Origin of the sequence: Streptomyces sp. SPB162 (assembly GCF_029504575.1) — a bacterium.
Lineage (GTDB): Bacteria > Actinomycetota > Actinomycetes > Streptomycetales > Streptomycetaceae > Actinacidiphila.
This window is the reverse complement of sequence record NZ_JAQFII010000001.1, coordinates 1,073,747-1,094,841: the sequence shown is the minus strand read 5'-3', so window position 1 is coordinate 1,094,841 and position 21,095 is coordinate 1,073,747. Positions and strand designations below refer to the sequence as shown.

Genomic DNA, 21,095 nt, shown 5'->3' with positions numbered 1-21,095 from the left:
TGCGTAGCGGTGCGCCAGCCCGCCCGGCGACGAGGCACGCGGCTACCACGGTCGTCGGCGGTACCGTCTCACGCCTCCCGGACCACGTCGGCCACCTCGTCCAGCAGCGCCCTCAGCTGTGCGGTCTTCTTCGCACCGAGCTTCTCGGCGATCTGCTGTTCGATGTCCATCATCACGGCCTCGGCATCCCGCAGGGAGTCGCGGCCGGCGTCGGTGAGGTGCAACTCCTGCACGTGCCGGTGGCGCGGGTGCGATCGGCGTTCCAGTTGACCCCGCTCCTCCAGGCGGGCCACCTGGGAGGCCACCGCCTGCGGAGTGACGTTCAAACGGCGAGCCAGTTCCGCGCCGGTCAGGCCGGGATCGGTGTGGACGGAGATCAGCAGGGTGTACTGCGCGGCCGCGATGCCCAGCGGTCGAAGCCGTTGTTCTTTGCGGGCCTGCACGGCCCACTCCGCCCGCCGCAGGGCCCAGGTCACCCGGGTCAGGTGCTCGGCAGGGATCGACCGTTCATCATCCTTTGTCACCCGGCGAGAATACGGCACCTGGTGGTTGTCAAGTACTTGATTGCCATCAAGTGCGTGAATCACTCATCGACGGGTCCGCGAGCCGAGACCTCGCGAACCGCCTCTGTCACCTGGTCGAGCAGCGCTCGCAGTTGTGCTGTCTCCGAGCCGAGACCATCGGTGACCTGCCGCTCGATGTCGGCGATCACTGCGTCGGCCGCGCGCAACGCCTCCCGACCGGCGTCGGTGAGGTGCAGCTCCTGGATGTGCCGGTGGCGCGCATGCTCACGTCTCTCCAGCTGCCCGCGGCCCTCCAGGCGTGCCACCAATGAGGCGATGGCCTGTGGGGTCACGTTGAGGCGGCGGGCAAGTTCGGCACCGGTCAGTCCCGGCTCGTCGTGCACGGAGATCAGGAGCGTGTAGTGCGCCGCCACCATGCCCAGCGGGCGCAGCCGCTGCTCCTTGAGGCTCTGCACCGCCAGCTCCGCGCGGCGCAGCGCCCAGGTCACCCGGTCAAGTGCGCCGAGCCCGACCGGCTCCTCGTCATTACGTATCACGCGAGAAGGATACGACACTTCATGGACATCAAATGTTTGACATGTGCCTATGGGTTGATGAACCTTGGTTCCATGACTCGCCCCCTCGCTTTGATCACTGGTGCCTCCTCCGGAATCGGCGCCGCCTATGCCCGTCTCCTGGCGGACGATCACGACCTCGTCCTGGTCGCGCGACGCGCCGACCGGCTCGCCGATCTCGCCCAGGAATTCCGCGCCCACGGAGCAGCCGTCGAGGTGCTGCCCGCCGACCTAATGGCCCACGACGGCATCGCCGCTGTCACCGACCGGCTGGCCGCCGGGGACGTGCGCATGCTGATCAGCAATGCCGGCGCCGGCGGCTATGCCCCGCTCGTCGACGTCGACCCTGCCGACATCGACGGCCTGCTCACCCTCAACGCCGTCGCCCCCGTCCGGCTGGTCCACGCCGCACTCCCCGGAATGCTCGCGGCGGGCGAAGGCGCGATCGTCACCGTCGCCTCGCTCCTCGCCTTCAGTGCGGGCCTCGCTGACTCGCGAGCACCCCGGCGCACCCTGTACGTCGCCGCGAAGGCCGCCATCCTGGGCTTCACGCGCACCCTCGCCGGTGAGCTCGCCGACACCCCGGTTCGCGTCCAGGTGGTGTGCCCCGGCGTTGTGGCAACAGAGTGGAACAGCGGCGCCGGCCGCAGCATCCCTTGGGCGATGTCTCCCGAGGACGTCGCAGCGGCCAGCCTGGCCGGGCTGCGCCTCGGAGAGACCGTCTGTGCCCCTGGCCTGGAGGGTCAGGAGTCGGCCCTGGACGCTTTGCTCGCCGCAGAGGCCGCTTTCGTCAGGGGCGGTAACCAGCCGACACCCGCGGCTCGTTACACGGAGCCGCGGGGCTAGGGCAGTGGCAGTCGGCGGGTAGGTGAGTGTCGCCGGCCGTCTGCCCGCCGGTCGGTGCCTTTCCCGCTCGATCCGGTTGGCGGTGAACTGGGCGAGGTGCTCCGGATTGTTGGTCTGAACCGGCAATCCCCGGACCGGGTGGTGCCCGGCATGAGAAACCGCGGTGCGTGTTCACCGCGGCGGTTTGGGTTGTGGCGTTCCTGGGGACTCGCCGAGTCGCAATGGCCTTGCTGCCTATCAAACGCTTGACATCAATAGGTTGCTTGATACTCTAGTGCTTGTCAGGCTCGTGAGCCTTCGCTGAAGTCATTCATGTCGGCGCGCCCCCGCCCCCGCTGTCACGCGGCGGCCCTTCATCGCGCCGAAGACCGCGCCCCCCATCTGCCACCACCCGCAGGGTGCTGCTCGGGTGCCGGCGGTCCCAAGGAAGTGGGAAATTCATGACCAACAACACTCCGACGATCACGCGCGACGGAGTCATCGGCCAGAACGAGGACCAGGTGGTCACCGTCGATCAGGCCACCGGGGCAGAGTTCGCCCGGTACCCCGTGGCCGGCAAGGAAGAGGCGGTCGCGGCTGTCGCTGCCGCACGCTCGTCCGCCGGGCCCTGGTGGGACCTCGGATTCGAGGGCCGCGCGGAGCGGTTGCGCGCGTGGCGGCGGGAGATAGCCGTAGGCGGCGAGGAGGGCGCCGCCCTCATCCACACCGAGAACGGCAAGCCTCTGGACGACGCCCGTGTCGAGGTGCTCGGGATTCTGGAGCATGTGCAGTACGCCATCGATAACGCCGAGCGCGTGCTGGGACGCCGGGAGCTCCCCGCCAGCCCCACCGTGCCCAACCAGCGAGCGTGGGTCGAATACCAGCCCTACGGCGTCGTCGGTGTCATCGGCCCGTGGAACTTCCCTCTCCTGACGCCGGGGGCCATCCTGATCGAGGCGATCGCGGCCGGAAACGCCGCCATCCTCAAGCCCAGCCAGATCACGCCCGGCGTCGGGGAGTGGATCGTCCGGACCTGGCAGCGTGCGGTCCCCGACTTCCCGAACGTCCTTCAGTGCCTCAACGGGTTCGGGGCCACCGGCGGAGCGCTCATCGAGGCCGGTCTGAACAAGCTCGCGTTCACCGGCAGCGTCACCACTGGCAAGACGGTGGCCGCCCAGTGCGCGCAGACCCTGACCCCCGTTCTGCTGGAACTCGGGGGCAAGGACGGCGTCATCGTGGCTGAGGACGCCGACCTGGACGAAGCCGCCAGGCACGTGGTCTGGGGCGCCATCCAGAACACCGGCCACGGCTGCATCAGCCTCGAAGTGGCCTACGTCGCCGAGTCGGTTCACGACGAGTTCGTCGAGAAGATCAGCGAACTCGCCAAGCAGGTACGCGTCGGCAGCGACGAGGACGCGGAGATCGGGCCGGTTCCCCTGCCGACCCAGATCCCGATCATCCGGGAGCACATCAAGGACGCTCTCGATCGCGGCGCGACAGCCACTGTCGGTGGCATCGAGGCGGTGGGGGAACGCTATGTCACTCCCACCATCCTCATCGGCGTGAGCCCCGACGCCCTGGCGGTGACGGAGGAGACGTTCGGGCCCACGCTCGCAGTCGTCAAGGTCACCGACACCGAGGAAGCCATCGCGCACATCAACTCCGGCCGCTACGGACTGGGCAGCGCCGTCTTCAGCCGCGACCGCGGCGAAGCCATCGCCCGTCAACTCCGCGTCGGAATGACCAGCATCAACGACGCCCTGGTGTTCTCCATCAACCCCGCCGTGCCCTTCGGCGGTCGCGGCGACAGCGGCTATGGGCGCAAGCAGGGCGAGGAAGGACTCCGGGAGTTTGCCTACCCGCACTCCTTCACGGCCAAGACCGGCCCCGCCCAGTTCTCGGCGACGACCTTCGGCAGGCCCGCGGGCGCGATGGCGGGAGCCCTCGCCGGCGTACGCAACAGGATCCTGGCCGAAGACGGCCAGTAGACCGACTGATCAGCTGACCTGGAGGCGGCGAGACAGTCGTCGTCTCCGGGCTCCGCGGGCGGAGTGGGTTCTCGCGCGAACCGGTTGGCCTGCTGAGAGGGCGTCGGCGAGGGCATTCGCGCGGCGGCGTCGAGCGTCGACGTGCTGCGGGAGTTCGCCGACGCTGTTGTCCGCCCTCAACCGGGAAGCGGGAGTAGCCAGTTCGCGCGGTGGGGGCGACGACGGGTTGATCCCCGCCGGGGAGCTGGAGATCCCCGGCGAAGGTGTCCACCGGCGCGGTGGATTCCGAGAGGGCTTCCGAGCGCTGGAACGCCGAGACATGAACGGCCAGATCGTTCTCAGGCCCTGTGGGGCCATCACCAAGCGACGGCTGCCGCATCCGGCGAGCGAGTCGTCATCCCGCAGCAAATCCTTGAACGGAGCAGAACCATGGCAAGGTCGTCACAACCCGAAGGCGCGATCCGCACCCGGTGGTCGTCCGAGGACGCCGCCGATCAGTTCACCGTCGACAACCCTGCGACCGGCGCGCCGCTCGCCGTCGTGCAGGGCGCAGGCGACAAGGAAGTCGACCAGGCTGTTCAGACGGCCTACGACGCGCACTTCTCCTGGAAGGCCCGCACCGCCCGCGAACGCGGCAGCTGGCTGCGGAAGGTTGCCCAGGCGGTGCGCGAGCACGCCGACGAGATCGCGGTCCTGGAGTGCAGTGACAACGGCAAACCCCTTTCCCAGGCGCGCAACTGGGACGTGAATGCGGCGATCGGGATCTTCGAGTACTTCGCGAGCCTGTGCGACTCCATGCCTGGCCAGGTCAACGACGGCGGAAGTCTGCTGGACATCACGGTGCTCGAACCCTACGGCGTCATCGGCGCGATAGTGCCGTTCAACTGGCCGCCGATCCACACCGCGAGCAAGCTGGCCCCGGCGCTGGCCGTCGGCAACGCAGTGGTGATCAAGCCGCCGGAGCAGGCCCCGCTGTCGGCCCTGCGCATGGTGGAGATCATCCAGTCCGTCCTGCCCGACGACGTGGTGCACATCATTCCCGGCACCGGCCCGATCGGGTCGCAGCTCGCGGGGCACCCGCTCGTCGGCAAGGTCTCGTTCACCGGGTCGCCCACCACCGGCGTCTCCGTCATCAAGACGGCGGCCGACAACCTGACCCCGACCCTGATGGAGCTCGGCGGCAAGGACCCGTTCATCATCTTCGAGGACGCGGACCTCGACCTCGCGCTCCCGTGGGCGATCGAGGGAGGTCTCTTCAACCAGGGGGAGGCCTGCACTTCGGCGTCCCGCGTCCTGGTACACGCCGACATCTACGACGAGGTCGCGCGCCGCTACGGCAACGCGGTGAAGCGGCTGCGCGTCGGCAACGGCGCCGACCCCGGCACGCACATCGGACCGATGGTGTCCGCCGCCCAGCGCAAGCGGGTGCTCGACTACATCGACATCGGCGTCCAGGAGGGGGCCACGATCGCCGCACAGGCGCCGCTCCCCGACGACCCGGAGCTGGCAGGAGGCTTCTACGTCGCACCGACGCTCTTCACCGGCGTCAGCCCGGACATGCGCATCGCGAAGGAGGAGATCTTCGGCCCGGTCATCTCGATGATCCCGTTCCGCGACGAGGACGAGGCCGTCAAGATCGCCAACGGCACCGACTTCGGCCTGGTCGCGGCAGTGTTCACGCCGAATTCAGAGCGCGCGCTGCGGGTCAGCCGCGCCCTGCACACCGGGTTCGTCTTCGTGAACAACTACAACCGGAACTTCACGGGCGCGCCGTTCGGCGGTGTCGGTGCGAGCGGCTTCGGCCGGGAGACCGCGGCGGAAACCCTGCGCGAGTACGGCTACAGCAAGAACATCCGCCTGGTCTCCGGAAGGAGCGAGATCCCGCGCTGGGCGCCGGCCTTCGAGGTGACCGGACACCAGGAATGAACCACCCGGCCTTCGAGGCGGCGTGGTAACCGCCTCGAAGGTACGGCGTGCGGCACCCATGGGTTGACGCTGCCGCGTGGGTGCGTAGTACCGCGGTACCACGAGTACGGCGCAGGTCAGCCTCTCAGTACCACCGGACCGGGGTGATTCGGCACCTAGCGTTGCGGTGCGGCGTCGAAGTGATGGGCGCCGGAGCCCGAGAGAAAGAACGCACATGATCGACGCACGGCAGTTGACCAAGAAGTACGGCGAGAAGACGGCTGTCGACGGGCTGGACTTCGTCGTGAAGCCGGGCACGGTGACCGGGTTCCTGGGGCCCAACGGTGCGGGCAAGTCCACGACGATGCGCATGATCGTCGGCCTGGATGCCCCGTCGAGCGGCTCCGTCACCGTGAACGGCCACCACTACGCCCGTCACCAGGCGCCGTTGCAGGAGGTCGGTGCTCTCCTGGAGGCGAAGTCGATCCATCCGGGCCGCTCGGCGTACAACCACCTCAAGGCACTCGCGCTGACTCACGGAATTCCGGGCAGCCGGGTCGACGAGGTCATCGGCCTCGCCGGACTGGACAGTGTGGCGAAGAAGCGGGCCGGCGCCTTTTCCCTCGGAATGGGTCAGCGGCTGGGCATCGCCGCGGCGCTGCTGGGCGATCCGCAGACGGTGATGCTGGACGAGCCGGTCAACGGGCTGGACCCGGAGGGTGTGCTCTGGATCCGCAACCTGCTGACGGGGCTCGCCGAAGAAGGGCGGACGGTGTTCGTGTCCTCGCACCTGATGAGTGAGATGGCGCTGGTCGCGGACCACCTGATTGTCGTCGGGCGCGGGCGGCTGCTGGCCGACACGACCGTGGCGGACCTGATCCGCGAGGCGGGCGGCGACACGGTGAAGGTGACGACCCAGGACCCGGCGCGGCTGCGGGACGTGCTGGCCGGGCCAGGTGTCGATGTCACCGGCCGGATCGGCTCCGAGGAGCTGCTGGTGACTGGTCTGACCGCCCGCGAGATCGGACTGAAGGCCGCCGAACACGGGATCGCCCTCTTCGAGCTGAGTGCACGGACCGTGTCGCTGGAGGAGGCGTTCATGGACCTGACCAGGGACGCCGTGGAGTATCACGGCACCACGACCGGGATCGAGACCATCGAGGCCGCAGGGAGGCCCGCGTGAGCACCCTCACCGCAACCGCCGAGGAACCCCGCACCGCCCCCGCCCGCCCTGTCTACCGGGTGACCGGACGGCGCGTGCTGGCCTCCGAGTGGGCCAAGTTGTGGTCCCTGCGCTCGACCTGGATCACCTTGGGCCTGGGCCTGCTGTTCCTGGTGGCCTTCGGTCTCATCGCCGCGAGCCGCTACAAGTCGGGAATCGACTCCGGCAACCTGGACTCGGACTTCGCGGACTCGACGACCGTCAGCCTGTCCCTGTTCGGTACGAACTTTGCCCAGCTGGCCCTGGGTGTGCTCGGCGTGCTGGTCACGGCGGGGGAGTACTCGACCGGCATGATCCGCTCGACGCTGGCGGCGGTGCCCCGCCGGCTGCCGGTGCTGTGGTCCAAGGCGGCCGTGTTCGGGCTGGTCGCGCTGGTGGTGGGGACGCTGGGTGCGTTCGTCACCTTCCTGATCGGGAGCGGCATCGTCTCGGGCACGCCCGCGGCCATGAGCCTCTCGCACGCAGGTGTCCTGCGGAGCCTGCTGGGCGCCGGTCTCTACCTCGGCCTGGTCGGCGTGATCGGCGCCGCACTGGGCGCACTGCTGCGGTCGGTGGCCGGCGGGATCTCGGTCCTGGTCGCTTCCCTGATGCTGATCCCCGGACTGATCTCACTGCTGCCGAGCTCCTGGCAGAACGACATCAGCCCCTACCTGCCATCGAACGCGGGTGAGGCGATGTTCGCCCTGACTCACGACTCGACGTCCCTCTCGCCGGGCGCGGGACTGCTGGTCTTCCTGTGCTGGACGTTGCTGGCGCTGGGCGGCGCGGCGTACCGGCTCGTACGCAGTGACGTCTGACGCCCCGCACCATGGACTGGTGACGTCCGTGACCACTGATGACATCAGCGGGATGGGACCGCTGGTCGCCCGGCTCTCCCGGGGCGGCCAGCGGTTGCGGCAGGCCGACCGGACGCATCCCTGGGTGCTGGACACCGCCATCGTCGTCCTGGTCTTCCTGATGTTCTGCCTGCCCGACCTGATCCACGGCAGTTGGGACGACGGCGACAGCCCGCCCCGGTTCCGGCTCGCCTTCACCGAGCTGCCCGTGGCGGGAATGCTGGCCCTGCAGGCCGGCCTGGTACTGCCGCTGCTGTGGCGGCGGCGCAAGCCCGCGGTGGCCTTCGGTGTCATCGCCGCGGTGTTCGTCCTGCAGTGGTCCCTGGGTGCCGCGCTGCGCGCGGACATCGCCCTCTTCGTCGCTCTGTACAGCCTGGCCCTGCACGGGCGGCTGCGGCAGCTGCCGTGGGCCTGTGCGGCCATGGCGGTCGCCATGGTGCTGGTCGCGGTCCGCGCGTCCTCGGCCGTGTCCGTCGGGGACGCGCTCTTCTTCCTGCTGAGCACGGCGACCGCGGCCCTCGCGCTCGGCATGATGGTCCGGATCCGCCGGGCCCAGCTTGCCGGACTGCGTGAGAGGGCCGCCCGGCTGGAGGTCGAGCGCGACCAGCGCAGCAGGCTGGCCACGGCCACCGAACGCACCCGTGTCGCCCGCGAGATGCACGACATCGTCGGCCACAACCTCTCCGTCATCATCACGCTCGCCGACGCAGGCGCCTACGCCACGGACATCCAACCTGCGCGAGGCAAGGAGGCCCTGCTCCTCATCGGCGACACCGGCCGACAGGCCCTCGGCGAACTGCGGCGCGTGCTCGGCGTGCTGCGCGAGGCCGGTGGCGGCCCGACCGGTGGGCCCGAGCTCAGTCCGCAGCCCGGCATCCTGGACCTCGGCGCGCTGTGCGCCACGGTGCGCGCCGCAGGACTGGAGGTCGTCTACCGGACCTCCGGCGACGTGGACGCCCTGGACGGCGGGGTGCAGCTGACGGTGTACCGCATCGTCCAGGAAGCCCTCACCAACACCATGAAGCACGCCGCACCCGACGCCCGGGTACGTCTGGCGATCCTCGCCGAGGACAGCCGGCTGACCATTCGGGTCCAGGACACCGGCTCGGGCGCATCGCCCGGACCGCCGAACGAGGAAGGACATGGCCTGGTGGGCATGCGGGAGAGAGCGGCTCTGTACGGCGGCGATGTCAGCGCGGGACCGACGGCCGGCGGAGGTTGGAGCGTCGAGGCCGTCCTCGACCTCACGCCGGGAAGCGGCGGTGACCGATGACCACCGTGCTCATCGTGGACGACCAGCCGCTGCAACGCTACGCCTTCCACCTGCTCCTGGACTCCGTCCCCGAGACCGACGTCGTCGGTGAGGCCGGACACGGCGCCGAGGCCGTGCGCAAGGCGTCCGAACTGCGCCCGGACGTCGTCCTGATGGACGTCCGCATGCCCGGCATGGACGGCATCCAGGCCACCCGCCGCATCGTCGCCGCCGGCGGCCGCTCCCGGGTCCTCGTGCTCACGACGTTCGACCTCGACGAGTACGTCCACGCCGCCCTGCGGGCCGGCGCGAGCGGGTTCCTCCTCAAGGACGCGCGTCCCGAGGAGCTCCTCGCCGGGATCCGCGCGGTCGCCGTCGGCGACGCGGTCATCGCGCCCGCTTTCACCCGCCGCCTCCTCGAGGAGTACGCGCGCTACGTCCCCTCCCACAGAACTGACCCGGCCGAGGACCCGAGGCTCACCTCCCTGACCGACCGTGAACGCGAGATCCTCGTGGCTGTCGGCAAGGGCTGGACCAACGGTGAGATCGCCGCCCGGTTCGTGCTGTCCGAGTCCACGGTCAAGACGCACGTCGGGCGGGTGCTGGCCAAGATCGGAGCCCGTGACCGCATCCAGGCCGTGATCTTCGCCTACGACCACGGCCTCGCCCGGCCCACCGCGGACTGAACCGACGAGCAGGTCCCAATGCGGAGTTCTCAGGCAGAGGCAGGGTGCGCCGGCGGCCCGCCTGCAACAAGGGGCGAACGGCCGCGCTGGCCTTGGTCAATCGGGCCGTCCGGTCCTTGGCGGCGGACAGCGAAACGCGCCCTCTCGGGAGAGACCGTCGAACACTCCGACCTGGCCGGCAGGGCGGGCTGCCAGTATCCGGGGCCCTGACGACTTCGAGATCGACGATGAGCGCACCTGGCATCCCGCCGGCCCAGATACGGCCGATGCAGCGAGTCCATCACCGCGACGAGTAGTACCCGTGGACATTGCCTCGGACGACCTCCTGCTGCTGCGCTGATGGCCGCCATCGCCGTGCGTGGAACGCGCCGCCTCTTCCTCGGCGAAGGATTTCCAGGAACTCTCCGCCGGGCCCGATGGGCACGGCACTCCTTCCTCCTGCGTAGGGGGAGGCCTGCCAGGTGTCTAGACTCACCGGAGACGGGTGAACTCACGGGAGGAGTCGGGATGCCGCGGAACCGCCAGCAGATCCCCCGGGAGGAGCGCACGGGTGATCTGCTAGCCGCGGCCACCGAGCTCTTTCTGGCGAAGGGCTACGACAAGACGACGATGGCGGACATCAGTGCCGCCGCCGGCGTGGCCCGGGGCAACGTCTATTGGTACTTCGACTCGAAGGACCACATCTTCGCCGCCGTCATCACACGCATGCTCAGTCGCGAGATCCGCATCCTGAACGAGGAGCAGGCTGGTGCCGACCCACTGAGCCGCTTGGTGCGCGGGCTGTCCGACATGCGCTACTCCCGGCCGATGCACCAGGCCATGCACGACCGGCTTCCCCATTCGGAGGCAGTTCGCGAGGCCCACAACACCTTCTTGAACTGGATCGTCGGACTGGTCGACGAGTTCATGGCCGAGCGCGGCCTCGACGACTCCTCGGGCATCGATGCCGATCTCGTCCGGGATGTAGCGATCGCCGTCTTCGAAGGGGCGCACGTGCCCAATGACTGGAACAGACCGGCCCACGAGATGATCCGGTTCCTGTTGGAGTCCGTCGTGGCCAGGAGTTCGGCGGCCAAGGGGCGGAAGCGCTGAACGCGGTACTTCAGACGAGGTGAGGCCCGACTCCCGCTGACACCACCCGCCCCGCACCGGCCGCTTCCGCGTCCCGGGGCGAAAGCGTCGCCCCGCGCAGCATGTCGAGCACGGCGGCGGGATCCGCGGGAGCCTGCCTGCCCCGCCAGCCGACGTGACCGTCCGGACGGACGAGCACCAACGGCCGCTCGTACAGCTCCTCGGCGGCCGGGTCGGCGAGGCGCAGCACCGTCAACGGCACACCACACCGGCGGGCGGCGTTCACCAGAGGCGTCGGGTCCGCGGAACCCGATACCACGAGCGTGAACCCGCGTCCGAAGTGGTCGAGCACCGAACTGCCGTCTGGCAGCCAGGCGTGCGGTGCGCGGCAGCCGGGCCATGTCGACGGAACGTACTCGTCCGGCTCGTCGGGCGGCTCCGGACTGCCGTCCGGCACGCAGATCGGGGAGCCGCTGTAGCGGTATCCGAGCTGGACGCCCGTGCAGCGGAACTCCTTGGCCCGGGACCGGCGGATCTCCTCGCCCAGCTCGCGTCGCAGCCGTTCGCCTTCTGCGTCCATGCGGTCGAGCGCCGGATCGGGGACGAGCTGCGCGTCGGCCTTCCAGTTGCTGGAGGCTTCGGTGACGTTGCGGACGGCGATCGGCCGTCGCTCCTGCTCGTAGCTGTCCAGGAGCGCCGGTCCTCCCCATCCCTGGAGTGTCGCAGCGAGCTTCCAGCCGAGGTCCACGGCGTCACCGATCCCGGTGTTGGCTCCGAAGCCCCCCTTGGGCCACAGCAGATGCGCCGCGTCGCCCGCGAGGAACACCCGCCCCTCACGGTAGGTGCGGGCCACGACACAGTGTCCGCTCCAGGGCTGCGCTGCGAGGATCTCCACGTCGATCGGCGCACCGGCGGCCTCGCGTATCCAGGCGACCGCGTCATCGGGGTGGGGCTCCTCGTCCAGATAGACCGAGAGCCGCCATTCGTCCACGCCGTTGACGACCGTGATGTACGGCCTGCGTGCCGACGACAGGGTGTGGATCTGCACCGCGGGGCCGCCCAGCCGTTCCCGCAGCAGGTCCAGTAGCTGTGGCGCACGGAAGTGCACGGCGAAGTTGTGACCCTGGGCGAACATGCCTTCGAACTCGATGCCGAGTGCCCGACGGATGCCGCTGCGGCCTCCGTCGCAGGCCACCAGATACGCGCCGGCCAGCGTCTCGGTGGCACCGCTCGCCACGTCGCGCACCACGGCCAGGACTCCCTCGGTGTCCTGCTCCATTGTCTCAAGGCGGGTGCCGTACCTGATCTCGACTCCTGGCAGTTCAACGGCGGTGCGCGCGAGCAACGGCACGAAGGAGAACTTGGACAGGAACGCGGGACCCTCCGGCGTCAGCTGGGTGTACACGCCCGAAGACCGGTTGGTGACGCCGTAGTCGAAGGCGGTGAGGACACGCCCCGTGGCGGAGGTGGCGAACACCGTGCGATGCGGGTAGTCCGGGGGCGGTGCGGACTCCGTGCGCGCCTCTTCCGCGCAACCCCAGCGGCGCAGATGTTCCATGGTGCGCGAAAAGATCGCTTCACCTGCGGGAAAGGGCACGTGGCCGTCGCCCTGATCGATGACGGTGACCGGTACACCACGCCACCCCAACTCGGTCGCGAGGGCGAGGCCCACAGGCCCTGCTCCCACGACCAGGACGCGCCGGGATGCGGCGCTCTCGTGCTGGTCAGACATTGAAGATCTGCCTTCCTGAGCAGGGGCCGGACCACTCATGGTCCCATCTCTTGAACCCGGGTCAGAATTACACGCGCATGTCGTTGTATGGAAGAGCTGGAAAAACACAAGACTTTTGACCGATCGTGTGCGGTGCTACGCTCGTCTTGGGTTCAAGAGAGAGGGAGTGTCATGGTGACTCCCGCAGATCACGGCGATGCCGGGATCGACCTGTCAGCAGACGGCAGACCATCCGCGTGACTGCCCATATGCGGCAGCCCGACGGTGCCTACGTCCCGGACCGCGTCCAGTGGCGCATCACGCGACGCCCCTCAAGTCCGTTGCGCCTCACAGATTGACGGGGGCACCGAGGTGCGTATCGAGGTCGAAGGCATCGGCGCCCTGGTCAACATCTGCGCTTTAGGGGCCGGGCGCGTCGGCGGTGGCGTTCCAGCCGGGGAAATGCCGCCCTCACCACATGATTCCAGCAGTCAACGGAGGACATGACGACATGAGTACGGAAGCCAAGGACAGCTTCGGTGGCGGTGACCCGTGGGGGTACATCCAGCCGTGGGACGAGGAGCGCTTCGGCCCGGAGATCCACGATGTCAAGCTGCGCGCGAAGTGGGAAATGGCCATGGCCATCGCCGGTGGCCTGCCGTACATCTGGCAGGAGCTGGCCCGGCCGATCTCCGAGATCGTCTACGGTCTCCTCGAACTCCGACGCGGAGACCGGGTTCTGCTCATCGGTGAGGGCATCGCGCCCGCTGGGTGGGTCGAGGACATGCGGGCCCTGGTGGGACCGGAGGGCGTCATCGACACCGTGGAGATCATCAAGGACGGACGAAACGCCGTCCTGGGCAAGGTTCCCGGCCGGAACGGCCAGGTTGGCTGCTGGCGCTGGTCGTACACGGACTCGGTGGACGACGAGGCATACGACTGCGTCGCCGTGCTGCAGGCGACACAGCACTGTGACGACTGGCCTGAGACGGCCGCGGACCTACTGAGGGTGATGAAGCCCGGCCGGCGTATCGTGCTGGCCGAAGCGGTCCTGAAGGGAGCGACGTTCTTCTCCCGTATCGACTCCGACGTCCACCTTCGGCAGTGGTTCGACAAACTCTTCGGGCACGTCCCCGTGGACGACATCCCCTACTACTCCGGAGAGCAGATCCGCGAGGCGTTCGGTGACAAGGTCGACAGCCCTCAGCTGATGGAGTGGAAGGGCATCGAGATGTACTGGGGCCGAAAGAGGTGACCACTGTCACCGGCTTCGGCCGGCAGGAGGCGGCACACATTCCCTCCCCGTCACCCAAGTTGATCCAGCCATTCACTGAAGGACAAGGAGGTCCCCGTGAGTGTCGTTGAAGACGTCATGGTCCTGGGCTCCGACCATCCGCTGCGCAGTATCGTCCGCGACGAGGACCTGCTGCTCTCGCCGCCGCATCCCGCGAAGGCGCCCGTCAAACTGTGGCAGGAGCACCCGCCGCTGACCGTGGTGCACTACCCGCAGCAGTACGAGCCGGAGGCGTTCGCTCCTCCACGCGGCGTCTACGAGAACGACGAGATCCGCGTCGAGTGGCAGAAAATGGACTACCGGCAGCCGTTCTACCACCGCAACTGCGATGTCGACGAGATCTCCTACCAGATCGCCGGCGAGCGGACGCTGATGTCCGAACTCGGCGTGATCGAGTTCCAGCCCGGCGACTTCTCCCGTATCCCGCGCGGCGTCGCCCACGACAACTACGGCCGCGAGGACAGCCACCTGCTGTTCTACATCCCCGCACCGGTCACCGAACTGGCACCGGCCCAGCGGGAGTCCGAGGCCGTGCTCCCGCCGTTCCCCGGCTGGCAGCCCGGCGAGGCCAACGAGGCGATCACCCAGTGCATGGCCGCGCTCGGCCACGACATCACCGTCTTCGGGGTCGACGAACAGTTCCTGCTCGATCAGGTGCACCAGGAGGACCAGCGGATGGCGGTGCTGCGTGCCGATCCCGGTCGTGACGTCACCTGGCTGTACGCGACCGCCGGCATCCGCCTCGGCGTGATCACCACCACCCCTGGCGGACAGCGCCGCTACCGGCGCACCCTTGACGCCGACGAGATCCAGTACCAGGCCCACGGCCACCGCACGCTGATCACCCAGCGGGGCATCGTCGACCTTCAGCCGGGCGACTTCGTGCGCATCCCGCTCGGCATCTCCCACGCTAGCGTCGTGACCGAGCCCGGTGACTACGTGACGCTCCTCTCGCATCAGGAACTGCCCCAGGTCGCCGAGACCTCGCGTACGGCGGATGCCTGTACGCCCGAACGGCTTTCGAGCCTCGCAGTGGAGGTCCGCTGATGGCCACGATGCTTGCCCTGCGAGCACACCAGGGCGCCGAAGCGCTCGTCCTGGAGGAGCTGCCCGTCCCCGAGCCGGGGCCGCTCGACGTGGTCGTGAAAGTCGCCTCCGCCGGCCTGGCCCCGGGGATCATGCGCCTGTTGCGGATGGGAGCGCTCAAGCACCTGCCCACCACTCTCGGCCACGAGGCCGCAGGAGTCGTCTCCGCCGTCGGCCGCGATGTCACGGGCCACGCGGTGGGCGACCGGGTGCGGGTCCATCCCCTGCTGAACTGCCGTGAGTGCGACTACTGCAGTACCGGCCGGGACATGATGTGCGCCGAGCAGGCCATGCTCGGTCACGCCGGCTTCGGTGATGCTCCGATGCCCCTGTACGAGCAGTACCACGACGGCGGACTCGCGGAGTACGTCCGTGTCCCGCACTGGCTGATCGACTCCCTGCCGGACTCCGTCAGCTTCGACGTCGCGGCCAAGGTCCAGGACCTGGCCAACGCCGTGCGCGCACTCAAGTGCGCCGACCTTCCGGAACGGGCCACTCTCGTGGTCACCGCCGCGACCGGCACCATGGGGACCGCGACGGTCAGACTCGCGGAGCACTTCGGAGTCGCCCGTCTGATCCTCGTCGGCCGCGACACCGAGCGCCTCCAGCGCGTCGCCGGGCTCGCCGGCGGCATACCGGCCGACATCGTCGCACTCGACGAACTCCCTGAGGACTGGTCGACGAATGGCGCTCTCACCCGCAGGCTGCGTCAGCTGGCCCCCGCGGGAGCCCATGCCGTCATCGACTTCATCCCGGACGGTCCCGCCCTCAGCCAGGTCATGGCCGGTATGGCCACCGGCGGCACACTCGTGCACATGGGCGGCAACTCCGCCCCGCTGTCGCTGCCCCCTATCGCGCTGATGATGCACTGCTGGCGCTTCGTCGCCACTCGTGCGTGCACCCGCCAGGACACGACGGATGTCCTGCGGCTGCTTGAGACAGGCACCCTCACTGCCGACGAGCTCATCACCCATCGGTTCCCGCTCACCGAAGCGCTCAAGGCCATGGACGCCATGGAACAACGTGCCGACGACCCGATGTGGATGACCGTGATCAACCCCTGACGCGACGCACGAGCACGTCACGGCTCCACGGAGCCGCCTCACAACAGCGGGAGAGGAGGCAGGAAAGGTGTCCGAATCAGACGCCGTACGCAGTCAGAAACCGCCCGTGATCGCGGTGATCGGGGCGGCCGGACTCTGCGGTCGGTACATGCTGGAGGCCGCGCTGCGAACTCCGTTCCAGGTCCGGGCCGTGGTGCACGGACCGGCGGGGCGGGAACGGGTGGCTGCCCTGGGCGTGGACGACATTGTCGAGGCCGACCTGGAGAGGCCGGACACCGTCCGTCGGGCGCTGAAGAACGCGGACTTGGTGTTCATGATTCCGCCGGCGTTCCACCCGGAGGAAGACGTACTCGCGATCACGGCACTTGAGGCGGCTGAGCACGCGGGCGCCCGCCGGTTCGTGTATCTGTCCGTCCTCCACCCGCACACCCCCGGGCTGCGCCACCACCTGCGCAAGGCGAACGCCGAAGCCGCCGTGCGGACTCGCCGCTGAACTGGACGGTCCTCCAGCCCTCGATGTTCGCGCAGATCGTCCTGTCGACGTGGGGGAGGGCTCCGGCCGGCCCCGTCGAGGTGCCGTTCGACGTCGACAACGAGTTCTCGTTCATCGACTTGCGTGACCTCGGTGAAGCCGCAGTCAGGGTGCTCTCCGAGCAGGGGCACGGTTCGGCCGCCTACGAACTCGCGGGACCCGCCCTTACGTTTGCCGAGGCGGTGCGTCTCGCCGGGCGTGCACGAGGAGTGGATCTGGAGCCGAGGACGGTGCACTGGGCGGTCGCCCCGCTCCCGCCGGGAGTGGTCGACTCCGCGTCCCGGGCCTCGGACATGCGTGCCATGTGGCAGGACTACGACCGGCACGGCCTGCGCGGCAACAGCAACGTCCTGCGGATGCTGCTCGGCCGTGAGCCCGCGTCTTTTGAGGAAGCGGCCACGGCGTTCGCCGCGCGAGAGTGAGCGCTCTTGATGGAGTCGGGGGGTGTCTTCCTGAAGGAGGGGAGACACCCCCCGCGCAGTGACTTCAACACCATGCCGGGTTCGCGCTCCCACCGGGTGCGGTGCGCCGGAGTCAGGTGGCGGCGCGGGAGGCGACGGGCCGTAGGCCGTGGAGCAGGGTGCCGACGAGCATGTCTACGGTCAGTTCCAGGTCGACGCCCGTACAGTTCCCCGTACCTGCGCCTGACGACCTGTGTCCCGCTCAGGCCCGGCTACGTACGGTGTGCGCGAAGCCCCCGGCGGGGTCACGCAGCGAACAGCGGCGGGCGGCCCGTGAAGACCGCCGCCCCGGACCGCACCCGCACCCCGTCGGTGGTTGGCCGGGCGTCAGGGCAGGAGGATGACTTTGCCGGTCTGGCGTTGGCTTTCGAGGTAGGTGTGGGCTTCGGCTGCCTCTTCGAGGGGGTAGACGCGGTCGATGATCGGGGTGATCTTTTTGTCTGCCAGCAGTTCCAGGCACAGTTGCTGGTCGCGCAGAGTGGCGCCGCGCACGCTGGCGATCTTGACCTGTTGGCCGATGAGGGCGAGTGCGTCCAGTTCGAGGCGGGATCCCTGGTCGGTCGGTGTGCCAAGGACGATGACCGTGCCGCCGAGGCGTGTGCAGGCAAGGGAGAGCTGGAAGAAGTCGTTGCCGCCGACGCAGTCCCAGACGGCGTCGGCGCCCAGGCCGTGGGTCAGCTCCCGTACCCGTGCCGGCATCCGGGGATCGGTGGAGTGCACGATGTGGTCGTAGCCGAGCTTGCGGAGTGCTTCGTCGCGGTCCGGCTTGGTCGTGGTGCCGATGACGGTGGCCCCGCTCAGCTTGGCCAGTTGTGCGCAGGCGATCGCCATGCCGCCGCTGGCGCCGGTGATGACCACCGTGTCGCCGGGGCCGACGGGCGCTTGCCGGGCGCAGTTGAGCGGGGTGGTGTAGGTCCACATGGTGGCCGCGGCCGTCTCGTAGTCGACGCCGTCGGGGATGGGCAGGACGGCGTCCTGGCGGCGCGCGACGTACTGGGCGTATCCGCCGAAGACCTGATGTCCGGGATAGGCGGTGTCGACACACAGGTTTTCGAGTCCGCGTACGCACAGGGCGCAGTTGCGGCATGGCGGGTGCGGAAGCTGAACCGCCCTGTCGCCGGTGCGCCACCGGGTGACGTTCTCGCCGGTGGCGACGATCTCACCGGCCGCGTCACGGCCGAGCTGGAACGGCACGGGCCAGGCCGGCCGTCCCGGGAGAGGCTGCGGCAAGTTGCCCGAGCGGTAGCGCAGGTCCCAGCTGTTGACGGCCGTGGCGTGCACGCGCAACAAGACGTCGTCGGGGCCGATGTCGGGGATCGGTGCCTCGATGTACTTGAGCACCTCGGGCCCGCCATGTTCGAACAGGCGGACCGCCATCATGGTCTGTTCCACTGTCACGTTCCTTCAGATCGTTGCGCGGTTCATCGCAGGCCCGGCACGGCCGCCGGCACCTCACCCGCCCCGGGAAGACCCTGCGCGAGCAGACCCTGCCCACGCGGCTCATGCGGGGCGGACCAGGGAGCTGACCAGTCTGACGATCCGGGGTAGCCCGTGTGTGGGCTGGCCGTGGCGGTCGGTACAGATTGACAGACCGCTCGGGTTCTTGACTACGAGTCATGAGGTGAGTTCGAGCCCATCTGGCTACGTCACTGGCCTTGACTGGAAAATATCCTAGAACTAGCTTGGCTCCAGTTCAAGAGAGGGAGTGGGGAGCCGCCCCACGTCACCCAGGAACGCTCTGGAGCACGACCCGGCCGTCGGACGCGGCCCGTCGACTCTGCGAGCCGGTCACTGCCGGCCCACCCCCTGCCTGCCGCCATGCCTTCGACGGATGTGGCTCGAAGGGGCGTCGGCCTGATCGCGAACGACGCGCACCCTCGCGGAGCGCAACAGCCATTGGCAGGACCCTGGCAATCACCCGCGCGCCCAAGGGGAGAGTCGACATGCCCGAGCCCCGTACCGAGTCCACCCGGCGAAGATTCATCGCCACTACTGCCGCTGCCGGAGGAGCTGCCGTGGTCGGCGGTCTGGCCGCGGGACAACCCGCGCTCGCCGCCGAGGCGGTGTCCGGCAGCCGTGCCTCCACGGCGACGGCCGGCGCAAAGGGACATCGGAACGCCAAAAAGGAGAAAAAGATGCGCATCGTGGCCGTGGAAGAGGCGTTCGCCATCCCTGGAGCCATCCGGCAGGAGGCAGTGATCCGTCAGCGCTTGGAGGCGCCGGAGGCGATCAAGCAGGAGTGGTTCCGTCGTCTGGACGATCTGACCGACCTGCGCTTGGCGGACATGGATGCCAACGGCGTCGATGTCCAGGTCCTCTCGTACGCCACGCCGGGCTTGGAAGTGATCGAGGACCCGGCGGAGGCGGTGGCCGTCGCGCGGCGGGTCAACGACCATCTGGCCAAGGCGGTCGCCGCAGATCCGAAACGGTTCGCGGGCTTCGCCGTCCTTCCGCTGCAGGACCCCAAGGCCGCGGTCGTGGAGCTGCGCCGAGCGGTGCAGGAACTCGGGCTCAAAGGCGTGCTGTACAACGACCATGTGCGGGGGCACTACCTGGACGAGCCGCAGTTCAGGCCGGTATGGGCCGAACTGGAGCGCCTCGGTGTGACGTTGTATCTGCACCCGGCCGCCATCCCGGCCGACAACTGGCGCGTCTTCGACGGGTACCCCGTGCTGGTCGGGCCGTCGTGGGGGTGGACCGCGACGACGGGTGCCCATGCGCTCCGGCTGATCTACGGCGGTGTGTTCGACCAGTTCCCGCGCGCGTCGGTGATGCTGGGCCACATGGGCGAGCTGTTGCCGTTCCAGATGGCCCGGCTCGACAGCCGCTTCGGCCAGGTGCCCGCTGAGCGAAGGCTGCAGCACCTGCCCTCGTACTACCTGCGGAACAACGTGTACGTCACGACCAGCGGAGTCATGTCGCATGCTGCTCTGCTGGGAGCCGTTCACGCCGTGGGTGTCGACCGGGTGCTGTTCTCCATCGACTACCCGTTCGAATCCAGCGCCGAAGCGGTGGGGTTCCTGCGTTCGGCACCGTATGCGCCGGCCGACCTCGCGAGCATCGCGCACGGTAACGCCGAGCGCGTTCTCGGGCTGTGACCGAAGACCGTTCTCAAACTCTGACGGGGTCTCGTCCCCGTCGATGACCAGCAGTCGCGTCCAGCGGGCGAGCAGGGCAGGGCGGGGACTGCTGCGACGCGCGCCACCCTGTGGGTCGAGGTGGCGCGCGCCGCTGCCGTTCACAGTCCCTGACCGATGTCCCGCGCTGTCGTGAGGAGAGGCTGGGACAGTTCGGTGAGCCGCGCGCGGGTGCAGCGGACGGACGGGGCGGCCACGACCACGGCGGCCACCGCGGCGCCGGTGCGGTCGCGCACACACGCGCCGACGGCGTGCACTCCGCGCTCGCTCTCCTGGAAATTGAGGGCGTAGCCGTGGCGGCGCACGGACACCAACTCGTTCATCAGGCTCTCGAAGTCCTTGGGGGCTTTGGCCCGGCCGTCGGGTAGTCCGTTGGGGTAGAGGGCCCGGAGTCGGTCCGCCGGCAGTGCCGCGAGCAGGGCCTTGCCGCCCGAGGTCACATGCGCGGGCAGGAGCGTGCCGGTGCGGTAGCTGACGCGCAGCGCCTGGGAGCCCTCGACGCCGTCCAGGAAGCGGCTGCCGTTGCCCTCGAGCACCATCAGGTGGGTCGTCTCCCGGACGGCGTCCGCCAGCCGTTGCAGATGAGGGTGGGCGATGGTGATCAGGTCCGGGGGAGGGGGCGCCTGGCTTCCCCGGATCGCCTGCAGAGCCGGCCCGGGCCGGTACACCTTGTGACGGTCCTGCACGGCGAATCCCTCGAAGACGAGCATCGCGAGGACCCGATGCGCGGTCGAGCGCGCGACGCCGAGTCGGTCGGCGACGTCCATCACGCGCAGCTCGTCGAGCTCGTGCAGCAGCCGGACGACGCGTAGGGCGTTGCCGGCGGCGCTCACCGGATACGAGGGGCCGGGCGAATGATCCGCTGAATTCTCCATAGAGGAATCATAGCCATCAAGGATTCTTGTCAGAGGAAACGGCACGTAGCGTCGAGGACAGCGCGGTGGACC

At 68.9% G+C, this 21,095-nt stretch carries 19 protein-coding genes; 14 read left to right on the top strand and 5 right to left on the bottom strand.

Going from position 1 to position 21,095, the window contains the following annotated elements:
• Nucleotides 1–68: 68 nt before the first annotated feature.
• A complete protein-coding gene (locus M2266_RS05010; protein ID WP_277437029.1) occupies nt 69–524 on the bottom strand; it encodes a MarR family transcriptional regulator in 456 nt (151 codons plus the stop codon).
• A gap of 59 nt (nt 525–583) precedes the next feature.
• Nucleotides 584–1,060: a MarR family transcriptional regulator gene (locus M2266_RS05005; protein WP_277437028.1), complete on the bottom strand. Its 477-nt coding sequence runs from the start codon at nt 1,058–1,060 to the stop codon at nt 584–586.
• A gap of 72 nt (nt 1,061–1,132) precedes the next feature.
• On the opposite strand from M2266_RS05005, the gene M2266_RS05000 reads away from it, so the two are divergent.
• From M2266_RS05000 to M2266_RS04965, 8 genes are all read left to right on the top strand, one after another.
• On the top strand, nt 1,133–1,924 hold the full coding sequence (locus M2266_RS05000; protein WP_277437027.1) for an SDR family NAD(P)-dependent oxidoreductase: 792 nt from the start codon (nt 1,133–1,135) through the stop codon (nt 1,922–1,924).
• Between the two features lie 440 nt (nt 1,925–2,364).
• Nucleotides 2,365–3,891 (top strand): aldehyde dehydrogenase family protein, encoded by a 1,527-nt coding sequence (locus M2266_RS04995; protein WP_277437026.1) that lies wholly within the window; start codon nt 2,365–2,367, stop codon nt 3,889–3,891.
• A gap of 429 nt (nt 3,892–4,320) precedes the next feature.
• A complete protein-coding gene (locus M2266_RS04990) occupies nt 4,321–5,817 on the top strand; it encodes an aldehyde dehydrogenase family protein (protein ID WP_277437025.1) in 1,497 nt (498 codons plus the stop codon).
• A 214-nt stretch (nt 5,818–6,031) separates the two neighbouring features.
• Complete coding sequence (locus tag M2266_RS04985) at nt 6,032–6,979, top strand: ATP-binding cassette domain-containing protein (RefSeq protein ID WP_277437024.1); 948 nt, start codon at nt 6,032–6,034, stop codon at nt 6,977–6,979.
• Entirely contained in the window at nt 6,976–7,815 is an 840-nt protein-coding gene (locus M2266_RS04980; RefSeq protein WP_277437023.1) for an ABC transporter permease, read from the top strand. The genes M2266_RS04985 and M2266_RS04980 overlap by 4 nt, the downstream gene beginning before the upstream one ends.
• A 28-nt stretch (nt 7,816–7,843) precedes the next feature.
• Nucleotides 7,844–9,127, top strand: a complete 1,284-nt coding sequence (locus M2266_RS04975) for a histidine kinase (protein ID WP_277437022.1) — start codon at nt 7,844–7,846, stop codon at nt 9,125–9,127.
• Nucleotides 9,124–9,792 carry a response regulator transcription factor gene (locus M2266_RS04970; RefSeq protein ID WP_277437021.1) on the top strand — a complete coding sequence of 223 codons (669 nt, stop codon included), beginning with the start codon at nt 9,124–9,126 and terminating at the stop codon, nt 9,790–9,792. Before M2266_RS04975 ends, M2266_RS04970 begins: the two co-directional genes overlap by 4 nt.
• Nucleotides 9,793–10,299: 507 nt before the next feature.
• The gene (locus tag M2266_RS04965; RefSeq protein ID WP_277437020.1) at nt 10,300–10,884 is read left to right on the top strand and encodes a TetR/AcrR family transcriptional regulator; all 585 of its coding nucleotides are present in this window, start codon (nt 10,300–10,302) and stop codon (nt 10,882–10,884) included.
• Nucleotides 10,885–10,894: 10 nt separating this feature from the next.
• Here M2266_RS04965 and M2266_RS04960 read toward each other — a convergent pair whose 3' ends face one another.
• Complete coding sequence (locus M2266_RS04960) at nt 10,895–12,595, bottom strand: FAD-dependent monooxygenase (RefSeq protein ID WP_277437019.1); 1,701 nt, start codon at nt 12,593–12,595, stop codon at nt 10,895–10,897.
• Nucleotides 12,596–13,085: 490 nt separating this feature from the next.
• Between M2266_RS04960 and M2266_RS04955 the strand changes: the two genes are divergently transcribed.
• The 5 genes from M2266_RS04955 to M2266_RS04935 all read left to right on the top strand — a co-directional run bounded on the left by M2266_RS04955 (nt 13,086) and on the right by M2266_RS04935 (nt 16,972).
• Nucleotides 13,086–13,829 (top strand): hypothetical protein, encoded by a 744-nt coding sequence (locus tag M2266_RS04955; RefSeq protein ID WP_277437018.1) that lies wholly within the window; start codon nt 13,086–13,088, stop codon nt 13,827–13,829.
• Nucleotides 13,830–13,925: 96 nt separating this feature from the next.
• A complete protein-coding gene (locus tag M2266_RS04950) occupies nt 13,926–14,915 on the top strand; it encodes a hypothetical protein (protein WP_277437017.1) in 990 nt (329 codons plus the stop codon).
• Nucleotides 14,915–16,018, top strand: a complete 1,104-nt coding sequence (locus tag M2266_RS04945) for an alcohol dehydrogenase catalytic domain-containing protein (protein WP_277437016.1) — start codon at nt 14,915–14,917, stop codon at nt 16,016–16,018. The genes M2266_RS04950 and M2266_RS04945 overlap by 1 nt, the downstream gene beginning before the upstream one ends.
• Nucleotides 16,019–16,085: 67 nt before the next feature.
• Complete coding sequence (locus M2266_RS04940; protein WP_277437015.1) at nt 16,086–16,511, top strand: NAD(P)H-binding protein; 426 nt, start codon at nt 16,086–16,088, stop codon at nt 16,509–16,511.
• Nucleotides 16,512–16,534: 23 nt separating this feature from the next.
• Nucleotides 16,535–16,972, top strand: coding sequence for a hypothetical protein (locus tag M2266_RS04935; protein WP_277437014.1), 438 nt, complete (start codon nt 16,535–16,537; stop codon nt 16,970–16,972).
• Between the two features lie 366 nt (nt 16,973–17,338).
• On the opposite strand, the gene M2266_RS04930 is transcribed toward M2266_RS04935, so the two are convergent.
• The gene (locus tag M2266_RS04930; protein ID WP_277437013.1) at nt 17,339–18,403 is read right to left on the bottom strand and encodes a zinc-binding dehydrogenase; all 1,065 of its coding nucleotides are present in this window, start codon (nt 18,401–18,403) and stop codon (nt 17,339–17,341) included.
• A 623-nt stretch (nt 18,404–19,026) separates the two neighbouring features.
• Between M2266_RS04930 and M2266_RS04925 the strand changes: the two genes are divergently transcribed.
• On the top strand, nt 19,027–20,109 hold the full coding sequence (locus M2266_RS04925; RefSeq protein WP_277437012.1) for an amidohydrolase family protein: 1,083 nt from the start codon (nt 19,027–19,029) through the stop codon (nt 20,107–20,109).
• 140 nt (nt 20,110–20,249) lie between these two features.
• On the opposite strand, the gene M2266_RS04920 is transcribed toward M2266_RS04925, so the two are convergent.
• The gene (locus M2266_RS04920; RefSeq protein ID WP_277437011.1) at nt 20,250–21,023 is read right to left on the bottom strand and encodes an IclR family transcriptional regulator; all 774 of its coding nucleotides are present in this window, start codon (nt 21,021–21,023) and stop codon (nt 20,250–20,252) included.
• Nucleotides 21,024–21,095: the final 72 nt, after the last annotated feature.

What these genes read in the sequence shown, in the direction of transcription:
- M2266_RS05000 (WP_277437027.1), top strand. Translation starts at nt 1,133, where the DNA reads ATGACTCGCCCCCTCGCTTTGATCACTGGTGCCTCCTCCGGAATCGGC.
- M2266_RS04995 (WP_277437026.1), top strand. Translation starts at nt 2,365, where the DNA reads ATGACCAACAACACTCCGACGATCACGCGCGACGGAGTCATCGGCCAG.
- M2266_RS04990 (WP_277437025.1), top strand. Translation starts at nt 4,321, where the DNA reads ATGGCAAGGTCGTCACAACCCGAAGGCGCGATCCGCACCCGGTGGTCG.
- M2266_RS04985 (WP_277437024.1), top strand. Translation starts at nt 6,032, where the DNA reads ATGATCGACGCACGGCAGTTGACCAAGAAGTACGGCGAGAAGACGGCT.
- M2266_RS04970 (WP_277437021.1), top strand. Translation starts at nt 9,124, where the DNA reads ATGACCACCGTGCTCATCGTGGACGACCAGCCGCTGCAACGCTACGCC.
- M2266_RS04965 (WP_277437020.1), top strand. Translation starts at nt 10,300, where the DNA reads ATGCCGCGGAACCGCCAGCAGATCCCCCGGGAGGAGCGCACGGGTGAT.
- M2266_RS04960 (WP_277437019.1), bottom strand. Translation starts at nt 12,595, where the DNA reads ATGTCTGACCAGCACGAGAGCGCCGCATCCCGGCGCGTCCTGGTCGTG.
- M2266_RS04955 (WP_277437018.1), top strand. Translation starts at nt 13,086, where the DNA reads ATGAGTACGGAAGCCAAGGACAGCTTCGGTGGCGGTGACCCGTGGGGG.
- M2266_RS04945 (WP_277437016.1), top strand. Translation starts at nt 14,915, where the DNA reads ATGGCCACGATGCTTGCCCTGCGAGCACACCAGGGCGCCGAAGCGCTC.
- M2266_RS04935 (WP_277437014.1), top strand. Translation starts at nt 16,535, where the DNA reads ATGTTCGCGCAGATCGTCCTGTCGACGTGGGGGAGGGCTCCGGCCGGC.
- M2266_RS04920 (WP_277437011.1), bottom strand. Translation starts at nt 21,023, where the DNA reads ATGGAGAATTCAGCGGATCATTCGCCCGGCCCCTCGTATCCGGTGAGC.